Origin of the sequence: Kribbella pratensis (assembly GCF_004366075.1) — a bacterium.
Lineage (GTDB): Bacteria > Actinomycetota > Actinomycetes > Propionibacteriales > Kribbellaceae > Kribbella > Kribbella pratensis.
The window spans coordinates 1223530-1240658 of record NZ_SODU01000002.1; the positions used below are offsets into that span (position 1 = coordinate 1223530).

General features: G+C 69.8%; 13 protein-coding genes. 8 read left to right on the forward strand and 5 right to left on the reverse strand.

Going from position 1 to position 17129, the window contains the following annotated elements; all coding sequences use genetic code 11:
• The first annotated feature begins 3 nt into the window (after positions 1-3).
• Together treZ and EV137_RS20925 are read left to right on the forward strand one after the other, a co-directional pair.
• The gene (treZ, locus tag EV137_RS20920; RefSeq protein WP_134130413.1) at positions 4-1731 is read left to right on the forward strand and encodes a malto-oligosyltrehalose trehalohydrolase; all 1728 of its coding nucleotides are present in this window, start codon (positions 4-6) and stop codon (positions 1729-1731) included.
• Between the two features lie 158 nt (positions 1732-1889).
• On the forward strand, positions 1890-2078 hold the full coding sequence (locus EV137_RS20925) for a hypothetical protein (protein WP_134002829.1): 189 nt from the start codon (positions 1890-1892) through the stop codon (positions 2076-2078).
• 87 nt (positions 2079-2165) lie between these two features.
• Here EV137_RS20925 and EV137_RS20930 read toward each other — a convergent pair whose 3' ends face one another.
• From EV137_RS20930 to EV137_RS20945, 4 genes are read right to left on the reverse strand one after another with little or no spacing between them, the layout of a single operon-like run.
• On the reverse strand, positions 2166-3791 hold the full coding sequence (locus EV137_RS20930; protein ID WP_134130414.1) for a right-handed parallel beta-helix repeat-containing protein: 1626 nt from the start codon (positions 3789-3791) through the stop codon (positions 2166-2168).
• Positions 3788-4429, reverse strand: a complete 642-nt coding sequence (locus EV137_RS20935; protein WP_134130415.1) for a helix-turn-helix transcriptional regulator — start codon at positions 4427-4429, stop codon at positions 3788-3790. Before EV137_RS20935 ends, EV137_RS20930 begins: the two co-directional genes overlap by 4 nt.
• Positions 4426-5697 (reverse strand): type VII secretion protein EccE, encoded by a 1272-nt coding sequence (locus EV137_RS20940; protein ID WP_134130416.1) that lies wholly within the window; start codon positions 5695-5697, stop codon positions 4426-4428. The genes EV137_RS20935 and EV137_RS20940 overlap by 4 nt, the downstream gene beginning before the upstream one ends.
• A complete protein-coding gene (locus EV137_RS20945; protein WP_166679958.1) occupies positions 5694-7292 on the reverse strand; it encodes an AfsR/SARP family transcriptional regulator in 1599 nt (532 codons plus the stop codon). Before EV137_RS20945 ends, EV137_RS20940 begins: the two co-directional genes overlap by 4 nt.
• 53 nt (positions 7293-7345) lie before the next feature.
• Between EV137_RS20945 and EV137_RS20950 the strand changes: the two genes are divergently transcribed.
• From EV137_RS20950 to EV137_RS20975, 6 genes are all read left to right on the forward strand, one after another.
• Positions 7346-8032 (forward strand): response regulator transcription factor, encoded by a 687-nt coding sequence (locus EV137_RS20950; RefSeq protein WP_134130418.1) that lies wholly within the window; start codon positions 7346-7348, stop codon positions 8030-8032.
• Complete coding sequence (locus EV137_RS20955; RefSeq protein WP_238175461.1) at positions 8029-9297, forward strand: sensor histidine kinase; 1269 nt, start codon at positions 8029-8031, stop codon at positions 9295-9297. Before EV137_RS20950 ends, EV137_RS20955 begins: the two co-directional genes overlap by 4 nt.
• Before the next feature lie 81 nt (positions 9298-9378).
• Positions 9379-10341 (forward strand): AAA family ATPase, encoded by a 963-nt coding sequence (locus EV137_RS20960; RefSeq protein WP_134130419.1) that lies wholly within the window; start codon positions 9379-9381, stop codon positions 10339-10341.
• Positions 10342-10371: 30 nt separating this feature from the next.
• Positions 10372-11508 carry a DUF58 domain-containing protein gene (locus tag EV137_RS20965; protein WP_134130420.1) on the forward strand — a complete coding sequence of 379 codons (1137 nt, stop codon included), beginning with the start codon at positions 10372-10374 and terminating at the stop codon, positions 11506-11508.
• Positions 11505-13619: a transglutaminase TgpA family protein gene (locus EV137_RS20970; protein ID WP_134130421.1), complete on the forward strand. Its 2115-nt coding sequence runs from the start codon at positions 11505-11507 to the stop codon at positions 13617-13619. Before EV137_RS20965 ends, EV137_RS20970 begins: the two co-directional genes overlap by 4 nt.
• Before the next feature lie 107 nt (positions 13620-13726).
• The gene (locus tag EV137_RS20975) at positions 13727-14551 is read left to right on the forward strand and encodes an SAM-dependent methyltransferase (protein ID WP_134130422.1); all 825 of its coding nucleotides are present in this window, start codon (positions 13727-13729) and stop codon (positions 14549-14551) included.
• 246 nt (positions 14552-14797) lie between these two features.
• Here EV137_RS20975 and EV137_RS20980 read toward each other — a convergent pair whose 3' ends face one another.
• Complete coding sequence (locus tag EV137_RS20980; protein WP_134130423.1) at positions 14798-17116, reverse strand: fibronectin type III domain-containing protein; 2319 nt, start codon at positions 17114-17116, stop codon at positions 14798-14800.
• Positions 17117-17129: the final 13 nt, after the last annotated feature.

The following is a 17129-nucleotide window of genomic DNA, read 5'->3' on the forward strand; positions in this document are numbered from 1 at the left end:
GCCATGCACACCTTCCGAGTCTGGGCACCCGAGGCGACCAACGTCGACCTGGTCCTGCGGGACGGTGTGCTGCCGATGCGCTCCGTCGACGACGGCTGGTGGGAACGACAGGTGGTCGAGGCGCACCACGGCACCGACTACGCGTACTCCGTCGACGGCAGTGACCCGCTACCCGATCCACGCAGTCCCTGGCAGCCGGACGGGGTCCACGGATTCAGCCGGGTCTTCGACGCGGCCCGCTTCGAGTGGACCGACGACAGCTGGACAGGTCGCGACGTACGCGGTGCTGTCTTCTACGAGCTTCACCTGGGCACGTTCACCTTGGAAGGCACGCTGGAGGCCGCAGCTGAGCACCTGGACTACCTGGCTGTGCTCGGCGTAGAGATGGTCTCGCTGCTGCCGATAGCCGCGTTCCCCGGCGTACACGGCTGGGGGTACGACGGTGTGGACCTGTACGCCGTGCACGAGCCGTACGGCGGCCCGGAAGCACTGCAGCGGTTCGTCGACCGGTGTCACGACGCCGGACTGGCTGTGTGTCTCGACGTCGTCTACAACCACCTCGGCCCGAGCGGGAACTACCTGGACAGCTTCGGTCCGTACTTCACCACTCGCCACTCCACCCCGTGGGGCCCCGCGGTGAACCTCGACGACACGGGCAGTGCCGAGGTACGACGGTGGATCTGCGACAACGCACTGCGCTGGTTCCGCGACTTCCACATCGACGTACTGCGGCTGGACGCCGTACACGCGCTGGTCGACGACAGCCCGACCCACCTCCTCCAACAGCTCTCGACAGAGACCGCAGCGTTGTCCGAGGACCTGGGACGCCCGCTGGGGTTGGTGGCCGAGTCCGACCTCAACGACCCGCGCACGGTCGAGCCAGTGGCGCAAGGCGGGATGGGGATGACCGCGCAGTGGAGCGACGACTTCCACCACGCGCTGCACGCCCTGCTGACCGGCGAGCGGTTCGGGTACTACGTCGACTTCGGCGATCCGGCGGTGTTCGCGAAGACGCTGACGCGGGTGTTCCTGCACGACGGGGAGTACTCGACGTTCCGCGGCAAGGACTGGGGCCGGCCGGTCGATCCACGCAAACACCGCGGTGGCGAGTTCCTCGTCTACACGTCGAACCACGACCAGGTCGGCAACCGGGCGCTCGGCGACCGACCGGCGCTGACGCCGGGACAGCTCGCGATCGGCGCCGCGCTGGTGCTGACCTCGCCGTACACGCCCATGCTGTTCATGGGTGAGGAATGGGGCGCCTCGACGCCCTGGCGGTTCTTCACCGATTTCACCGAGCCCGCGCTGGCCGACGCGGTGCGGACCGGACGGCGGCGGGAGTTCGCGGAGTTCGGCTGGGACGCGGACGAGATCCCGGACCCGCAGGATCCGCAGACGTGGCGGAGCTCGGTGCTCGACTGGTCCGAGCCGGACGAGGCGCCGCATCGCGACGTCCTCGCCTGGTACCGGCACCTGCTGACGTTCCGGGCCCGGATGCCGGAGCTGCGCGACGACCGGCTCGAGTCCGTCGGGGTCGCGTTCGACCCGGCCGGGGCGTGGCTGGTGGTGACCCGCGGCAGCCTGCGGGTGGTGGTGAACCTGGCCGCGTCCGAGGCGGTGGTGCCGGTCGACGCGCTCCCGGAATACCTGGTGATGTCGTTCGCCGGGGCCGAGCTGACCGGCGCCGGGGTCCTGTTACCGGCTCACGGCGTCGCGATCCTCGCCGTCTGAGACTTTCTCGACAAGAGCACGTTTGTGGGTCAAACCAACACAAGACGGCGTTCGAGCGTGTTGATCCGTGGTGATTTCCGGAATCACTTGCTGCCAGGGCTCTCCTGACGGACTGTAGATGAGCCAGCAGGGGACGGGGGGTTTGACGGGAGGACCGGATGACAGTCGGAGGCGTCGACACCTACTACGATTACGAAGAGAAGCAGTGGAAGAGCCGGAAGCTGGGGGGCGGCCCGATTCGCCGCGGCCCCGTGTGCCCGGCCCCGCGCACCCCGGACCACGCGGTGCACGAAACACTCCCCGAGCGCCGTCGCGACCACGACGTGCCGAAACACACGCTGAACTGACACAACCCCGGTGGCAGGGCCCGCCAGACCAGGTCACCGATCGCACCACAGCGGCCGCCGTACGACGGTCGCTGTGGCATGCCCTGATCAGCCGGCGGCGGTGATGACGTCCGCGGCCAGGAGGGAGCGGAGTTCGTCCGTCGACGGGCGGCGCCCGAGGGTGCGGAGGCGTTGGGACTGGGCCTTGCGCATGCCCTCGACCAGGCGGCGGGCCTCCCGGGCGTTGCCGAAGTTCGGGCCGTCCGCGATCCGGTCGAAGTACGACGTCAGCGGCGCGCCGGCCGCCGGGTCGAGCAGATAGTCGCCCCCGGCAACCATCCGGTCGGTGATCAGCAGCAGCTCCGCGGCGCTGTAGTTCTCGAACTCGATCGTCTTCGAGAACCGGGACGCCAGGCCGGGGTTGGCGGCCAGGAAGTCGTTCATCTCGGCGGTGTACCCGGCGACGATGATCGCGATCTCGTCGCGGTGGTCCTCCATCAGCTTCACCAGCGCGTCGATCGCCTCCTGCCCGAAGTCGCCGTTCCCGGCCGCGCGGGACAGCGTGTACGCCTCGTCGATGAACAGCACGCCGCCGAGCGCCTTCTCGAAGACCAGCGCGGTCTTCTCCGCGGTGTGCCCGATGTACTGGCCGACAAGATCCCGCCGCGACACCTCGATGAACCCGCCGTCCGGCAGGACGCCGAGCGCCTTCAGCAGCTTCCCGTACAGCCGGGCAACAGTGGTCTTCCCGGTCCCCGGCGCACCGGCGAAGATCAGGTGGTGGCTGACCGCGCCGATCGACAGCCCCGCGGAGCTTCGCCACTCGTTGACCTGGATCTCGTCCACCAGCGCCCGTACCTCGGCCTTCACGCCGGGCAGCCCGACCATCATGTCCAGCTCGCCGAGCAAATCGTCCACCGGGCCGTTCTCGGCCGTCGCCGTACTCTCCTCGATCACCTCGACCGTGCTGCCCGCCGCGATCGACAGCGCGGGCTCCGTGGTGTTCGTCGCCCGCAGCCCCTCGACCGCTCCACCGCAGCCCGGCGCGAACGTGATCGCCGAGCCGCGGGTGTCGTGCACGGTCAGCCGGCGGACCGTCGGCGTACTGCCGTGCGCGACCCCGATGCCTTCGGTGCCGGTCTGACCGACCTCGACGTCGACGAGCTCCGGACGGCTGTACTGGTAGATGTACACGCCGCGCCCGCCGCAGCCGGTGATCGTGCAGCCGCGGATCAGCGGATCGGCGCCCAGGGCAACGACTATGCCGTCCCCGGAGATCTCCCGGACGGTCGTGTCCAGGATCTGCCCGCCGGCGCCCTCGACCACGATCCCGGTCTCGGCGCCGCGCACCGTGCAGCGTTCGATCCGGAACGACGTACTCGCGTGCACGCTGAGCGCGGGCCGGGTGCGTCCGGAGATGGTGCAGTTCTCGACCGTCAGCGCCGTACGGTCGACCGAGACCGCGATCCCGTCCGTCGCGCGGATCTCCAGCCCACGCAGCGTCAGCGTGCCGTCGACAGCGCGGATCGTCGGCCAGTCGGCGCCTGACCCGTCCAGTACGACGTCCGCGCCGTCCTCGGCCTGCAGCGTCACCGAGCGCCCGGTGAGCTCGAGTGTCTCGGCGTACGTTCCGCCGGCGATCGCAACCGTGGCCCCGTCCGGAGCCTCGAGCAGCGCGGAGCCAACGGTCTGATAGGCGCCGGGACGATCGGCGGCGACGGTCAGTATCCTCATGAGGCGCGCTCGAGGAGCCAGCCGCGGTCGGCTGCCTTGACGCCGGCTTGGAAGCGGCTGCGGGCGCCGAGGCGGTTCATGATCTGCGCGACCATCCGGCGTACCGTCCGGACCGAGATGTTCAGATGTGCCGCGGCCACCTCGTCGGTCGCGCCGAGGGCCAGCAGGCGCAGCATCTCCTGCTCGCGCAGCGAAAGGTCGGCCTCGTCCGGCAGATCCCGGTCGGCCAGCGGTACGGCGTCCGGCCAGATCCGCTCGAACAGCTCCAGCGCGGTCACCACCACGCTGGTCAGCCGCAGTACGGCGATGCTGCCGTTGGTGGTGTCGGCGGGGAGCACGGCGACCGAACGGTCGATCACGATCGCGTTCATCGGGACCTGCGGGATCGTCCGTACGGCGACACCGGCGAGCGACAACGCACCGAGGTGCCGGCCGACGGTCGGCGTGGTCCGCGCGTGGTCAGGGAAGATCGCCCGGTAGCGCACGCCGTGCTTGACCTCGCGCGGCCCGAACGTCGGACCGGCCAGGGTGCTCATGGTGATCACCTCGTCCTCTGCGGACGCGAGCAACTCGGCAAGCCCGTCGTGGGCAGGGATCTGCTGATATCCGGTCGGCGGGTTGAGCATCAGTAGAGTCATGAGAGAGGGACCCCCAGAGGTAGTGTGGCGGCGACGCCGGCGGCGTGGCGCCCGTCGAGGCGTTCGGGCTCGACCCCGAAGGAGCGGGCCAGTGTGGTCAGGACGGAGAACGCCGTGTCGAGCGTGGCCGGATGGGATGCGGCCAGGCGGAGTACGACGTCGTGGCGGGCGGAAGTCGAGTGGGCTGAGCTCGAGGTGGCGGTGACGGCGATCGTCTGCGCGGCCCCGGTCCCGGTGCCGAGCAGCGTTCCGATCAACGCGTGAGTAGTTGCTACCGGCAAGGATGCGGATCCGGCGAGTCGCACGGACAGCTGCCGGACCGGCCCGCACGACCAGGAGGTCCAGCGCTCCTGGAGTTGTCCGCGGCCGGCGTTCGCGTGGGCCAGCGCGCCGAGCGACGCGAGTGCGTCGGACTCGTCGAGCGGCATGTTCTCGACCTGCTCGCGGTCCAGCCGGCGTACGAGTCGACGGACGGTGTTGGCGAGCACCTGCCGCAACTGCTCGTCGGTCGCGATGTCCGGCGTCCGCTCGGCCGAGACCGCGATCCACGCCCGCGGGGGCTGGTTCTGCTTGACCCCGGTGTGCAGGATCAGCTGTACGCCGATGCCGACCGGCTGCTCGTCCGACGCCTCCGCGAGCTGCCCCAGTCGAGGCAGCAACTGGTGCTGAGAGTCGGGGCCGATCCGGAGCGCGACGCTTGCGCCGAACGGTCGGCTGAGTACGCCGTACCGCTGTTCGCGGACGACGATCTGGTCGGTCGAGGTCCGGCCGTGGAACGTGCTGACCAACCGGACCGCGATGTCCTCACCGAGGTCGTGCTTGCGGCGCCGTACGAGGAAAACGAGCAGGACGCCCGCCCAGCGATACAGCCACAGGCCGCGGATGCGGACCGCTGTGAGCAGGACCAGTGACACCGCGGCGACCGAGGTCAGGATCAGTACGGTCCGCGACGCGGTGGTTGCCGCGCCGACCGCCACCACGGCCAGCTGCCAGCAGATGATCTGCCCGACGCGAACGGCCCGGTCCGGCAGCTCGACGGTGTCGGCGACCGGTGCCGGTGCAGGCGGCTCGGCGGCCGGCTGCAGCTTCTGTTCGGACGGTTTGACCGAGCCGACCGACGCGATCAGCGTGCGCGTCGGCGGCTGCTGCACCCGAGGCTGGGCCAACGGCATCCCGACAGCGGTCGCCTGCGGAAGGGTCGTCGTGGTTCCGGCGTACTGCGCCTCACCCTCGTGCTGAGGCGCCGCGCGGTAAGCAGCGGACCTCATGCGACCAGCTCCGCTTTGGGTCCGGCGACGACCAGCAACTGGCCGGCGTGATCGCGGACGATCGGGTGGAGCTCGAACCGGCCCGGGGCCGGCTCGGTGAGCAGGTTGAGGTCCATCAGCTGATCGACCATCAGCTCGGCGTCGGACTGGCTGGTGCCGGTGAGCCGGGCCGCCTGGCGCAGGTCGAAGCGCGGCGTCGTCCCGATCAGCCGGTACAGCCGCTGGACCGCGCCCGGGAGCGCTTCGTAGGCAGCGTCGAAGCGGGCCAGGACCTCGCCCAGCGCCTGGCACCGCGCCTGCTGGTCCTCGAGGCGGGCGGCCATCCGTGCGACGGTCCACGGCTGCCGGTTGCGCAGCCGCTCGACCAGCTGCCGGATCGCGCCCGGGTGACCGCCGCAGCAGCTCAGGATCTGCTCGAGGTCGGTCAGTTTCGCGGCCTCGTCCGGTGCCAGTACGTCGAGCGTCATCGCCGCCGTACGGTCGAGATCGCAGAGCCGGCGGCGGCTGATCACCAGCACCAGCGCGCCCGGATCGTTCGGGAGCAGGTGCCGGACCTGGTCGGCGTGCTCGACGTTGTCCAGGATCAGCAGTCCGGTTGCCGGCGGCAACGAGGTGGGACGGTTCAGGTCGACGTACTGCTGGGTCTCGAAACCGGAGGCGGCGGCGACCTCGAGCGCGAACGCGGTCTTGCCGATGCCCGGCATCCCGTCGATCGTGACCACACCGGTCGCGCCGCGCAGCGCGCGCAGCTCGGGACCGCGGCCGACGAAGGTGCGGACCCGCGGCGGCAGGTTCGAGCTCACCGGCGGCACCGGCGTCGGCAGGACGGCGGGGGACTCCTCGCTGAGGATCTGCTGGTGCAACGCGGTCAGCTCGGCGCACGGCTCGATCCCCAGATCGCGGACCAGAGCGGTCCGGGCTCGCTGGTACGCCGCCAGCGCGTCGTGCCGCCGCCCGACCTGCCGGTACGCCGCCATCAACCGAGCCCATGCCAGCTCGCGGAGCGGCTCCTCCTCGGTCAGCGCCCGCAGTACGGCGATCGCCTCGGCAGGCCGCTCGAGCAGCAGTTGTGCGTCCGCAAGGTCCTCGCGGAGCGCCCGGTGCAGCTCGGTCAGCCGGTCCACCGCCGACGTCGCATCGGCCGTCAACCCGTCGTACGGCGCACCACGCCACAGACTCAGCGCGCGCTGGACAACGGTGACTGCCTGCGCCGCATCCTTCCGGCTGAGCAGCTCGCGGGCCTCGTCGCACAGGGCGGCTGCGACGTCGGCGTCGAGCTCGCCCGGCAGGACGTGCACCCGGTACGCCCCCGGCCGGCTCTCGATCCGCTCCTCCGGAAGCGAGCGGCGGAGCTGCCAGACGTACGTCTTCAGGTTGTTCTGCGCAGAGGCCGGCACGTCCCGGCCGGCCCAGACCGCGTCCACGAGCTGCTCGGTGCTGACCCAGGCGTTGCGGTGCAGCAGGAGCAGGGTCAGCACGGTCGCCGGCTTGCCGCCGCAGAGGTCCAGGGGGTGTCCGTCGGGCCCGTCGACCTCGAGCGGGCCCAGCACCCGGAAGCTCAACCGGTCTGGTGTGTGCGCTGCGTGACCGTTCATGACACATACGATCCGGGGAGACGATGACATTTCGATGACACGCGAGGAGGGCCGTGCGCGTACTGGTGGTAGAGGACGACAAGGAGCTGCAGGTGGCCGTCCCGGCGGCGCTCCGCTCCGCCAATCTCGCCGTCGATCTGGCGGTCGACCTGGACGACGCCGACGAGAAGCTGTTCGTGAACTCGTACGACTGCGCCGTGTTCGACCGGATGTTCGAGATCGACGGCCGGAAGGTCGACTCGCTCGCCTACGTCAGCCGTCGCCGGAAGGAGGGCTGGACCCTGCCGGTACTGTTCCTGACCGGACGGGACACGCTGGCCGACCGGGTGGACGGATTCGAGCACGGTGGCGACGACTACCTGATCAAGCCGTTCGCGGTCGAGGAGCTCATCGTCCGGGTGCTCAGCGTGGTCCGGAGGGGCCCGACCATCCGTCCGCCGATCATCAGGTACGCCGACGTGGAGCTCGACACCGCCCGCCGTACCGTGCACCGGGCCGGCGTGCTGGTGACCCTGCGAGGCAAGGAGTTCTGCGTGCTGGAGTACCTGATGTCGCGGCCCGAGCAGCTGGTCACCCGGGCCGAGCTGATCGACCACTGCTGGGACGGCGACGGCCCGATGTCGAACGTCGTCGACGTCACGATCACCCGGCTGCGCAACCGGCTGCGCGGCGGTCCGGATCTGGTCGAAGCCGTTCGCGGCCAGGGGTACCGCCTGTACAGCCCAGGTGGTGCCGGATGAGTCAGCGCGGGATGCGCGGTCCGTCGGCCGACCGGCTGCGCCGGTTGCGGTGGTGGCTGACCGTCCTGTTCACCGCTACGAACACCGTCGCTCTCATCGTGCTCGCGCCGGTGATCATCATCCTCGACGCGCAACGCGGCGCCGATCGGATCGACCACGACCTGAGCGTGGTCACGCAGCCCGTCCTGCGGCTGATCGACGACAACCACGGTGCGCTGGTCTATGCGCGCGTGCCGGCCGATCCGTTGGCGTCCGACTGCCCGGACTTCGCGGTCATGCCGGGGAACCCGAGCGACTTCACGCCGCTGTTCAGCACGCGCGGCTGTACGCGGGTCGACACCAAGCTGTTGGCGGACCTCGCGGCCGAGTCGGTGCGGAACGGCGCACCGCTGTCCGCGGACCGGAAGGCGGTCAACGGGCATCAGATCCGGGTCGCGGTGGAGCCGTTCAAGGACTCCAACGGCCACTACTTCGGCGCCGTACTCGCCTGGCAGGACACGCAGAAGCAGCAGGAGCAGCATCGGCAGCTGACCATCGCGGTGCTCGTTGTCTGCGCGATCCTGATCGGCGCCGCCGCGCTCATCAGCTACTGGCTGTCCGGTCGCGCGATCCGCCCCGCGATGGCCGCTCTCGAGCAACAGGAGACGCTGCTCGCCGAGACCGCCCACGACCTGCGGACGCCGGTCGCCGCACTCCGCGCGCTCGCCGAGACAGCGCAGCGGGATCCCGAACAGCGCGCGGAACTGCTGCCGCGGACCGTCCGGCTGGCCGGGCGGATGGGCGACATCATCGACGGACTGCTCGTCCGCGCCCGGCTCGCCGCGGGTGTGGAGCACCTCGCGATGCAGCCGGTCTGGCTCGACCAGCTGGTCGCCGGTGTGGTCGAGGACATGCCGACCGGTGACGCCCGGTTCTCGCTGGTGACCGCGCCGACCATGGTGCGTGCCGACCCGACGCTGCTGCGGCGGGCGATCGGCAACGTGCTGGGCAACGCGATGCGGCACGGCCGGGTGCCCGGCGCCGACCTGGCGATCATCACGGTGACGGTCGCCGACGGCCGGGTCACGGTCGCCGACCAGGGCCCGGGCATCGATCCCACCGTCGGCGCGGACCTGTTCGAGCCGTACACGACCGGCGGCGCCTCGACCGGCCTCGGCCTGTCGATCGTGCGCTGGGTGGTGCTCGCCCACGGCGGCGACCTGAAGGTCTACAACGCCGACGAGGGCGGCGCGATCTTCGAGATCCAGCTGCCTACCGTCCAGTAGTAGACCGGTTCTGTACGGCCGATGGACCAGGGCTGAGTAGGGTCACTCAGTGCAGTTCGGCGTACACCTGGGGAGATATCTATGAGCGCGACGATTCCGCCTGGCGAGGCCTATCGGCTGGTGGCGGACAACCTGGCGAAGGTGATCCACGGGAAGCCTGAGGTGATCCGGCTGGCGCTGACCGCGCTGTTCGCCGAGGGGCACCTGCTGATCGAGGACGTGCCGGGGCTCGGCAAGACCACGCTGGCCCGGTGCATCGCCCGCAGCATCGACGCGAGCTGGAACCGGATCCAGTTCACGCCGGACCTGCTGCCCGGCGACATCACCGGCGTGATGGTCTACCACCAGGGAACCGAGTCCTTCGAGTTCCACCCGGGCGGCATCTTCGCCAACGTGGTGGTCGCGGACGAGATCAACCGCGGTACGCCGAAGACGCAGTCCGCGCTGCTCGAGGTGATGGCCGAGCGTCGCGTCACGGTCGACTCGAACACCCGCGCCGTACCGGATCCGTTCCTGGTCATCGGCACCCAGAATCCGATCGAGATGGAGGGCACCTACCGGTTGCCCGAGGCCCAGCTCGACCGGTTCCTGATGCGGATCGAGATCGGATACCCCGACCATGACGCCGAGGTGCGGATCGTGCTCGGCGACACCGGCCGGGTCGGACCCGACTCGCTCAGCCCGGTCATCGACGTACCGGCACTGCGGAACGCGATCGCCGCCGTCCGATCGGTCCACGTGGACCCCGCGATCAGTTCGTACGCCGTGAAACTGGCCGCCGCGACCCGCGAGCACACCGCGGTCCGGTACGGCGCCAGCCCGCGCGGCAGCATCGCCCTGGTCCGCGCGGCCCGCGCGTTCGCCGCGACCGACGGCCGGGCGTTCACGACGCCCGACGACGTCAAGCAGGTCGCGCATCCGGTGCTCGCACACCGGTTGGTGCTGACGCCGGACGCGGAGCTGAGCCAGCGGCCGCCGTCGTCGGTGGTCGACGAGGTCCTGTCCGCCGTACCGGCGCCGACGGCCGGCGCAACCGCGAGCTGACACCTTGGCCCTCGAGAACCGGTTGACGTGATGAGGCTGACGGGACGCGGGGTGGCGGTGCTGCTCGGGTCGATCGCGGCCTACGTGCTGGGCGAATTGGCCGGGTACTCCGTCTTTCGCGCACTCGCCGGGATCGGGGTCGGGGCGTTGATCGCCGCGACCGTACTGACGGTGCGGCAACCGCAGGTGACTGTGCAGCGGGTGCTGTCGCCAGATCGCGTAGAGCGAGGCCGTCCGGCGCTGGCGACGCTGCGGGTGCGGAACGAGGGCACGCGTTGGCAGGCCGCCTTCGCCGCGCACGACTCGGCAGGGAACGATCGGCAGGAGGTCAAGATCCGGCGGCTCGGTCCGGGCAGCGAGGCGACGTACCGGTATGAGCTGCCGACGTTGCGGCGCGGCAAGGTCGCGGTCGGGCCGCTGACGCTCGAACGGCGTGACCCGCTCGGCCTGGCCCGCAACCGGAAGGCGACCGGCGAGGTCGCGACTTTGTGGGTGCATCCGAAGCGGCATCCGACCAAGACCGTGGTCGCCGGCCGGCCGCGGCACCACCACGTCGGGCGAACCGCGGACGACTCGTTGCGCGGATCGGCCGACCTGCGCGACGTACGCCCGTACGTCGTCGGCGACGAGGTCCGCCACCTGCACTGGAAGGCGACCGCGCGCACCGGGCAGTTGATGGTCCGCGACTACGCCGATCCGGATCAGCCGCGACTCACCGTGCTGCTCGACACGCGGCGCGAGCCGTTGTCCGAGGCAACGTTCGAGGAGGCGACCGAGGTTGCGGCGTCGATCCTGTTCGCGGCGTCCACGGCCGGCCACCGCTGCCGGTTGGTGACCACGACCGGCGCCGACCTCGCTGCTCCCGGCGGCGCCGTCGCGTCCCGGATGTTCCTCGACGAGCTGTGCGTGGTGGAGCAGGTGGACGACAAGTCGGGTCTGGTGCCTCGCGTGCTGACCACCGGAGCGTCCGCGGGTGGCGCGATCGTCGTGGTCACCGGTGCGCGCGGATCAGCGGCGGACTTCGCTCCACTGCTCAGCCGGTACTCGTCGGTGACCGTGATCGGCCTCGGTGACGCGCAAGGTGTCGCGCCGATCCTCAGCGCGCAGGTTGTCCTCGGCGGCTCCGCCCGGGAAGCCTTGCAGCAGTGGACAGGAGTTCTGCAATGAGTCGCCGGCAGACGATTGCGGTGCTCGCCGCTGTGCTTGTTGGCGGGTTGTGCTTCGGGCCGGTGTTCGGCCTGCGCAACCTGTGGCTGCCGGTGGGATCGGTCTGCCTGATCACCCTCGTCGTCACTGAGATCTGCCGGCACTGGCTCGTTGCGTGGCGCCCGATCCTGATCGTGCTCGGCGGCCTGCTCGCCGTCGTCGAAACGGTGCTGCGGGCAACTACTGTCGCCGGATTGCCGACCGCGGCGTCGATCCGGGCGCTCGGGGACGGGCTGACGGGCTGGCGATTGACCCTGGAGTCGACCTGGCCGGCGCGGCCGGATCCCGAGCTCGTGGTGTTCGTGCCGCTGCTGACGTTGATCGCCTGCCTGCTCGCGGTCGAACTGCTCGACCGTGCGCCGCCGTTGGTCGCGTTGATTCCAGGTCTCGGCGTCATCGGTGCGAGTCAGCTGTACATCGCGGCGGACGGGTGGGGCGCCGTACTGATCGCGGCCGCGCTCGGGTTGATCATGGTGGCGCTCCTGATCCCCGAGAACCTCGAGTCCCGGCGGATCGCGCCATGGGTCGCGACGGCGGTCGTGACTGTCGCCGCGATCGTGTGTGGGCTGGTCGTGAGCACGATCGATCCGGTCGGGCGTACGCCGTACTCGCTGCAGAAGGTGCAGTCCGCGACGGCCCCCGGCATACGGCAGACGAGTCCGCTGGACGAGCTGGCGAGCCGGTTGAGTGCGCGGGAGCGCGACGAGGTGGTGTTCAAGTACACGGCCTCGAAGCCGGTCGATCGCTGGCGGCAGGTCGCACTCGACGACTTCGACGGATCGAACTGGACGACCGACCGCCCGTTCCTGCGGATGGGTTCCGAGGTCGGTTCCGACGTCACTGTGCCGACCTCGCTGGAGTCGGCGAACGTACGGCTCGAGGACCTGGACGGACCGTGGTTGCCGAGCCAGTTGCTGCCGGCAACGGTCAGCGGTGTGACGGATCCGCAGGTGGAGCCGATCGGCGCGACCTTGATGTCGTCGGGCCGGCCGGACGACTACACGCTGACGTGGCGGAAGCCGGACATCGATGCGCAGTACTTGCTGAACGCGGGGATCGACGGGGACGCGCCGGGTGGGCTCGAGCTCCCCGCAGTGCCGCCGGAGATCGCGTCGATCGATCCGTTGCAAGGGAAGCGGGCGACGTTCGCGACCGCGATCGCGCTGGAGAAGTACCTGCGGCAGAACTACACGGTCGCGGTCGGCGACAACCTGCCGACCGGGTACGGGTGGCCGCAGCTGAAGAGCTTCCTCCTCGACGAGAAGCCGGGCGGTGCGCAGGCCGAGACCAAGCAGCCGGGGACGAGCGCACAGTTCGCTGCGGCGTACGTCGTACTCGCTCGGCTGAACGGGATTCCGGCGCGGTTGGTGGTCGGGTTCCGTGCGCCTGCGAAGCCGGAGGCGGACGGGTACTACACGGTGCGGAACTCGGACGCGTTCGCCTGGCCGGAGGTTGCGGTCGACGGCCTCGGTTGGTGGCCACTGGATCCGGCCGAGGACGCGGCCACCGGGAAGACGACGGTTGCTGGTTCGATCGACGACATCACCAGCCAGGCGCGGGCCGCCGTACCGCCGGTGGAGAAGATCAAGGACCCGGAGGTCCCGCCGCAGACCGATCGGGGTAACGACCCGGGAACGCCGATCCTGCCGCGGATCTCGCTGACTGCGGTGTTCGCGGTGTCGGCGGGGTTGTTGCTGCTGTGGCTGGTCGGAGTGCCGCTGGTGAAGTTCGTCCGGTCGGCGCGACGCCGGCGGCGGGGCGGGAGCGCAGCGGTGGTGGGAGCGTGGGCCGAGGCACGTGACCGGTTGCGTGCGTACGGGGTACCGGTGACTGCGGGTATGACGGTGCGGGACCTCGCCGATGCGGCGAAGGAGTTCCCGGAGACCGCGGGCGGGCTGACTCGGGTCGCGCGGGCTGTCGATCAGGCGCTGTGGTCCGGGGGAGCGACGACGGCGGATGTGCAGAACGAGGCGTGGACAGGGGTTCGCGAGCTGCAGAAGGCGTTGCGCGGACGGCCGTGGGTCGACCGGTTCCAGGCGTCGCTCGAACTGCGAACACTGTTCACCCGCTAGCGTTCGGCATGACTTGCCGGGGGCCGGAGCGCGGTAGTTTCCGGGTCGCATAGAGTGACATCTGTCTCGACGAGGAAGGCTGTTGTCTTCGGGAAGGATTGGGCGCGATGTCCGACGCAGACGAGCCGGTGACGGAGAAGTCGCCGTTCCCGGGCTTCGACACGACGAAGCCGAGTATCGCGCGGACGTACGACTACTTGCTCGGCGGCAAGGACAACTTCGCGGTCGACCGCGCGTTCGGTGACCGGTTCATCAACGAACTGCCCGGTTCCCGCGTGATCGCGTACGACAACCGTGGCGCGCTGATCCGCGCGGTCCGTGAGATCGTCACGAACACGCCCGTCCGGCAGTTCATCGACCTGGGCAGCGGCTTGCCGACCGCGGACAACGTGCACCAGGTCGCCCAGCGGTACGCGCCGGACGCGAAGGTCGTGTACGTCGACAACGACCCGATCGTGCTCGCGCACGGCCGCGCGCTGCTCGCCGAGAACGACAACACCACGGTTATCCAGGCCGACCTGCGGGAGCCGAAGGCCGTCATCGAGCACCCGGACACCGTGCGGCTGATCGACTTCGGCCGGCCGGTCGCCGTGATCTTCAGCGCCACCCTGCACCACGTGAACGACGACGAGGACCCGGCAGGCATCGTCCGCTTCTGGAAGGACCGGATCGTCTCCGGCAGCCACGTATTCATCAGCCACTTCCGCAGCGAGAACGACCCCCGCAGCCAGGAACTCGAACAGGTTCTGCAGGGGTCCCTGGGCCGCGGCCGCTGGCGCACCGACGACCAGATCCTCGCCCTCCTCGGCGAAGGCTTCACCGTCCTGGAGCCCGGCATCGTCCCCGCCTCCGAATGGCGCAACGAAGACGCCCCCGAAGACCTCACCGACTACCAACGCCTCATCGCCGCAGTCCTCGCCGTCAAGAACTAACCCTCCGCCCGACAGAGGCACACCTCCCGCATCACACTGGATACCCAGCTCGTGTGATGCATGTGTGGGTCAGGAGAGCCGGGGTTATCCCCTCGCGTGCAGGGTTCTCCCTTCGTGTATCAGTAGAGAACCCACAAGGCGAGGGGATAACGCGTCGTCTGTCGCACCATCGCGGATCGGGTTGGTCACGAGCCACACATCCGACAGGAGAACCGAGGCATGGGGGTGGCTGCCGCCGCGGTCTGGTCAGGTGTCTGATTTCCAGAAGAACTTGTTGGAGGTGTAGGTGCCTTCGGGGCCTTGGACGGTTACCCAGGTGAGTTGGCCTACGGCGCTGCAGGGGAACTGGTCGGGGACGAGGAGTTGGCCCTGGGCGTCGGTCTTGGTGCTGTAGCCGGGGTTGAAGTTGCCCCACTCGGACGTGTACGGCTTGATGCTGTACGTCGTGTTCGGCGTCAGGTTCTCGATCCGGACCTGGATGTACGCGCACTCCGGGTGCTGACAGTTGTCGCCGTACGTCGTACCGTCGCCCCGCGAAGCCACCACCCGCTTGGTGGGCTGCTCCTTGCTGACCGAAGTCGCGGACAGGCTGGTGTACTTGCCCACGACCTCCTGCCCGTCCGACGCCTTGGTGATCGCGCGCACGAAGAAGGTCGAGTACTTCCCGTCGGTCAGGCCGCTGATCGTCGCGGAGGTGGTGGTCGACCGCACCCGGACCGGTGCGGTGCTCGATCCGATCGACACCTCGTACCGCAGGAACGTCCCGTCGCCCATCGTCGGCTGCATCCAGCCGAGCGTCAGCCTCCCGCTGATACCGTCGTCCTTGACGAGGAGCTCGCGCGGCGACTCGGCCGAGTTCCACTTCAGCTCGACCCGGTTCGACTTCACCGCGGGCCCGTTGCCGGCGCTGTTCACCGCGTAGATGGTGAAGTAGTACGCCGTTTTCGTCTTCAGGCCCGGGATCAGCGCCGAGCGCGTCGCCCCGCTGACCGTCGTCGATCCGCCGGTCCAGCTCAGCTTGTACGACGTGATTGTCGCGCCGTGCGCCGCGGCCGCACCCCAGGTCACGACCGCGCCGCCGTCGATGATCCGGGCCGCCACGTTCAGGGGTGCACCGGGCCGCCCCGGCTTCGCGGCCGGCGGCTTCGGTGGGGTCGGAGGAGTGGTCTTGCGGGTCGGCGGTGGCGTCTTCGTCTTGCCGGGATCCGGTTTGTCCGGTGTGTGCTCGTTGCCTGGACGGTTCGGCGGAGTGGTCTTCCGCGGCGTCTCGGGCTTGCGAGGAGGCTTGGTCCTCGGGGGTGTGGTGCGAGGGGGCGTGGTGCGAGGCGGGACCGTGGTCTTGGGCTTGGCCGGCGGCGTGATCGTCGGCCTGGCGGTGTTCTCGGGCTTCTTCGGCGTGGTCGTCGGTTTGCCGCCGTCCTCGCCGGTGCCGATGTCCACGGACTCGGTCTCGCCGTCGCGGTCGACCACGACGGCGCGGTCGCCGATCCCGTTCTCGACGTACACCCGGGAGTCGTCGCCGCGGTACAGGTTCGCCTCAGGCTTCTCGCGTCCACCGACGGGCCGGCTCGGCAGCTTGGCCTCGTCGACCTTCTTGCCGTCGCGGCCGAGCGTGATCAGGTTGGAGTTCTTCCGGTCCAGCAGCGCGAGCCCGTCACCGGAGGACGCGACCTTGTCGTAGTTCCCCTTCGGCAGCGGCGTGCTGATCGGCGCCTCGGGCTTGTCCGGGTGCGAGATGTCGACCAGGTGCAGCTTGTTGTGCGTCCGGTCGACGATCGCCAGCCGGCCGTCGACGTCGTTGCCCGCGACCAGCGCGTCGTCGGGTACGTCGATGTCGCCCAGATCGGGGCCGGTGTCCATCCCGCCGGCGTTCAGCGTGTACACCTGCCGCGCGGTCAGGTCGACGAACACGGCGTTCGCGCCGACCGCGGTCAGCGCGCCCTTGTGTCCCTTGGGAGCCGTTGCGGGACAGGACATCCGGTCCGCCGTCATCGGCAACCGGCACAAGTCGCCCTCGCCGACCCGGTGCACCCACAAGGTCCCGTCCGACGTCACGATCGGATCGCCGAGCGGCCCACCGGGGAAGGCGATCGTCTCCTTGTCACCGAACCGCACCACCCGCCCGGCCTGCTGGTACACCGCGAACGCCGCACCAGCCGCCTCGAGGCCGACCGGCTGCTCGTTCGTCGCCGGTGGCTGCACCGGGTCCAGAACGGTCAGGTCGGACTTGCCGAACTGGTCGATCCGCGACCGGGACAGCACATATCCCTGTTTGTCGGTCTGCACGACCTGTGCACCAGGCGAGGCGGTCTTCACCTCGGTGTCCGCGTCCACCTTGCCGGTCGCGCCGTCCAGGTGGAAGATCCGTCCGACCACGCTGTTGTAGACCCAGTGGCCGGACTGCGTGAACTTCACGCCGTTGTCCGGGGAGCCGGCGCCGGTCAGCACGACCACGCTCATCAGCGCGACGCAACCGGCCACGACCGCAGCGAGCGTGGCCTCGGAGCGGCCACGCCTGCGGAGCAGTTCGGTGAGCCGCCTGGGGCGGAACGGGATCGGCCTCACCCGCTCAGACTAG

Excerpts from the sequence above, each read along its gene's own strand:
- treZ (WP_134130413.1), top strand. The coding sequence starts at position 4 with ATGCACACCTTCCGAGTCTGGGCACCCGAGGCGACCAACGTCGACCTG.
- EV137_RS20925 (WP_134002829.1), top strand. The coding sequence starts at position 1,890 with ATGACAGTCGGAGGCGTCGACACCTACTACGATTACGAAGAGAAGCAG.
- EV137_RS20930 (WP_134130414.1), bottom strand. The coding sequence starts at position 3,791 with ATGAGGATACTGACCGTCGCCGCCGATCGTCCCGGCGCCTATCAGACC.
- EV137_RS20935 (WP_134130415.1), bottom strand. The coding sequence starts at position 4,429 with ATGACTCTACTGATGCTCAACCCGCCGACCGGATATCAGCAGATCCCT.
- EV137_RS20940 (WP_134130416.1), bottom strand. The coding sequence starts at position 5,697 with ATGAGGTCCGCTGCTTACCGCGCGGCGCCTCAGCACGAGGGTGAGGCG.
- EV137_RS20945 (WP_166679958.1), bottom strand. The coding sequence starts at position 7,292 with ATGAACGGTCACGCAGCGCACACACCAGACCGGTTGAGCTTCCGGGTG.
- EV137_RS20955 (WP_238175461.1), top strand. The coding sequence starts at position 8,029 with ATGAGTCAGCGCGGGATGCGCGGTCCGTCGGCCGACCGGCTGCGCCGG.
- EV137_RS20960 (WP_134130419.1), top strand. The coding sequence starts at position 9,379 with ATGAGCGCGACGATTCCGCCTGGCGAGGCCTATCGGCTGGTGGCGGAC.
- EV137_RS20965 (WP_134130420.1), top strand. The coding sequence starts at position 10,372 with ATGAGGCTGACGGGACGCGGGGTGGCGGTGCTGCTCGGGTCGATCGCG.
- EV137_RS20970 (WP_134130421.1), top strand. The coding sequence starts at position 11,505 with ATGAGTCGCCGGCAGACGATTGCGGTGCTCGCCGCTGTGCTTGTTGGC.
- EV137_RS20975 (WP_134130422.1), top strand. The coding sequence starts at position 13,727 with ATGTCCGACGCAGACGAGCCGGTGACGGAGAAGTCGCCGTTCCCGGGC.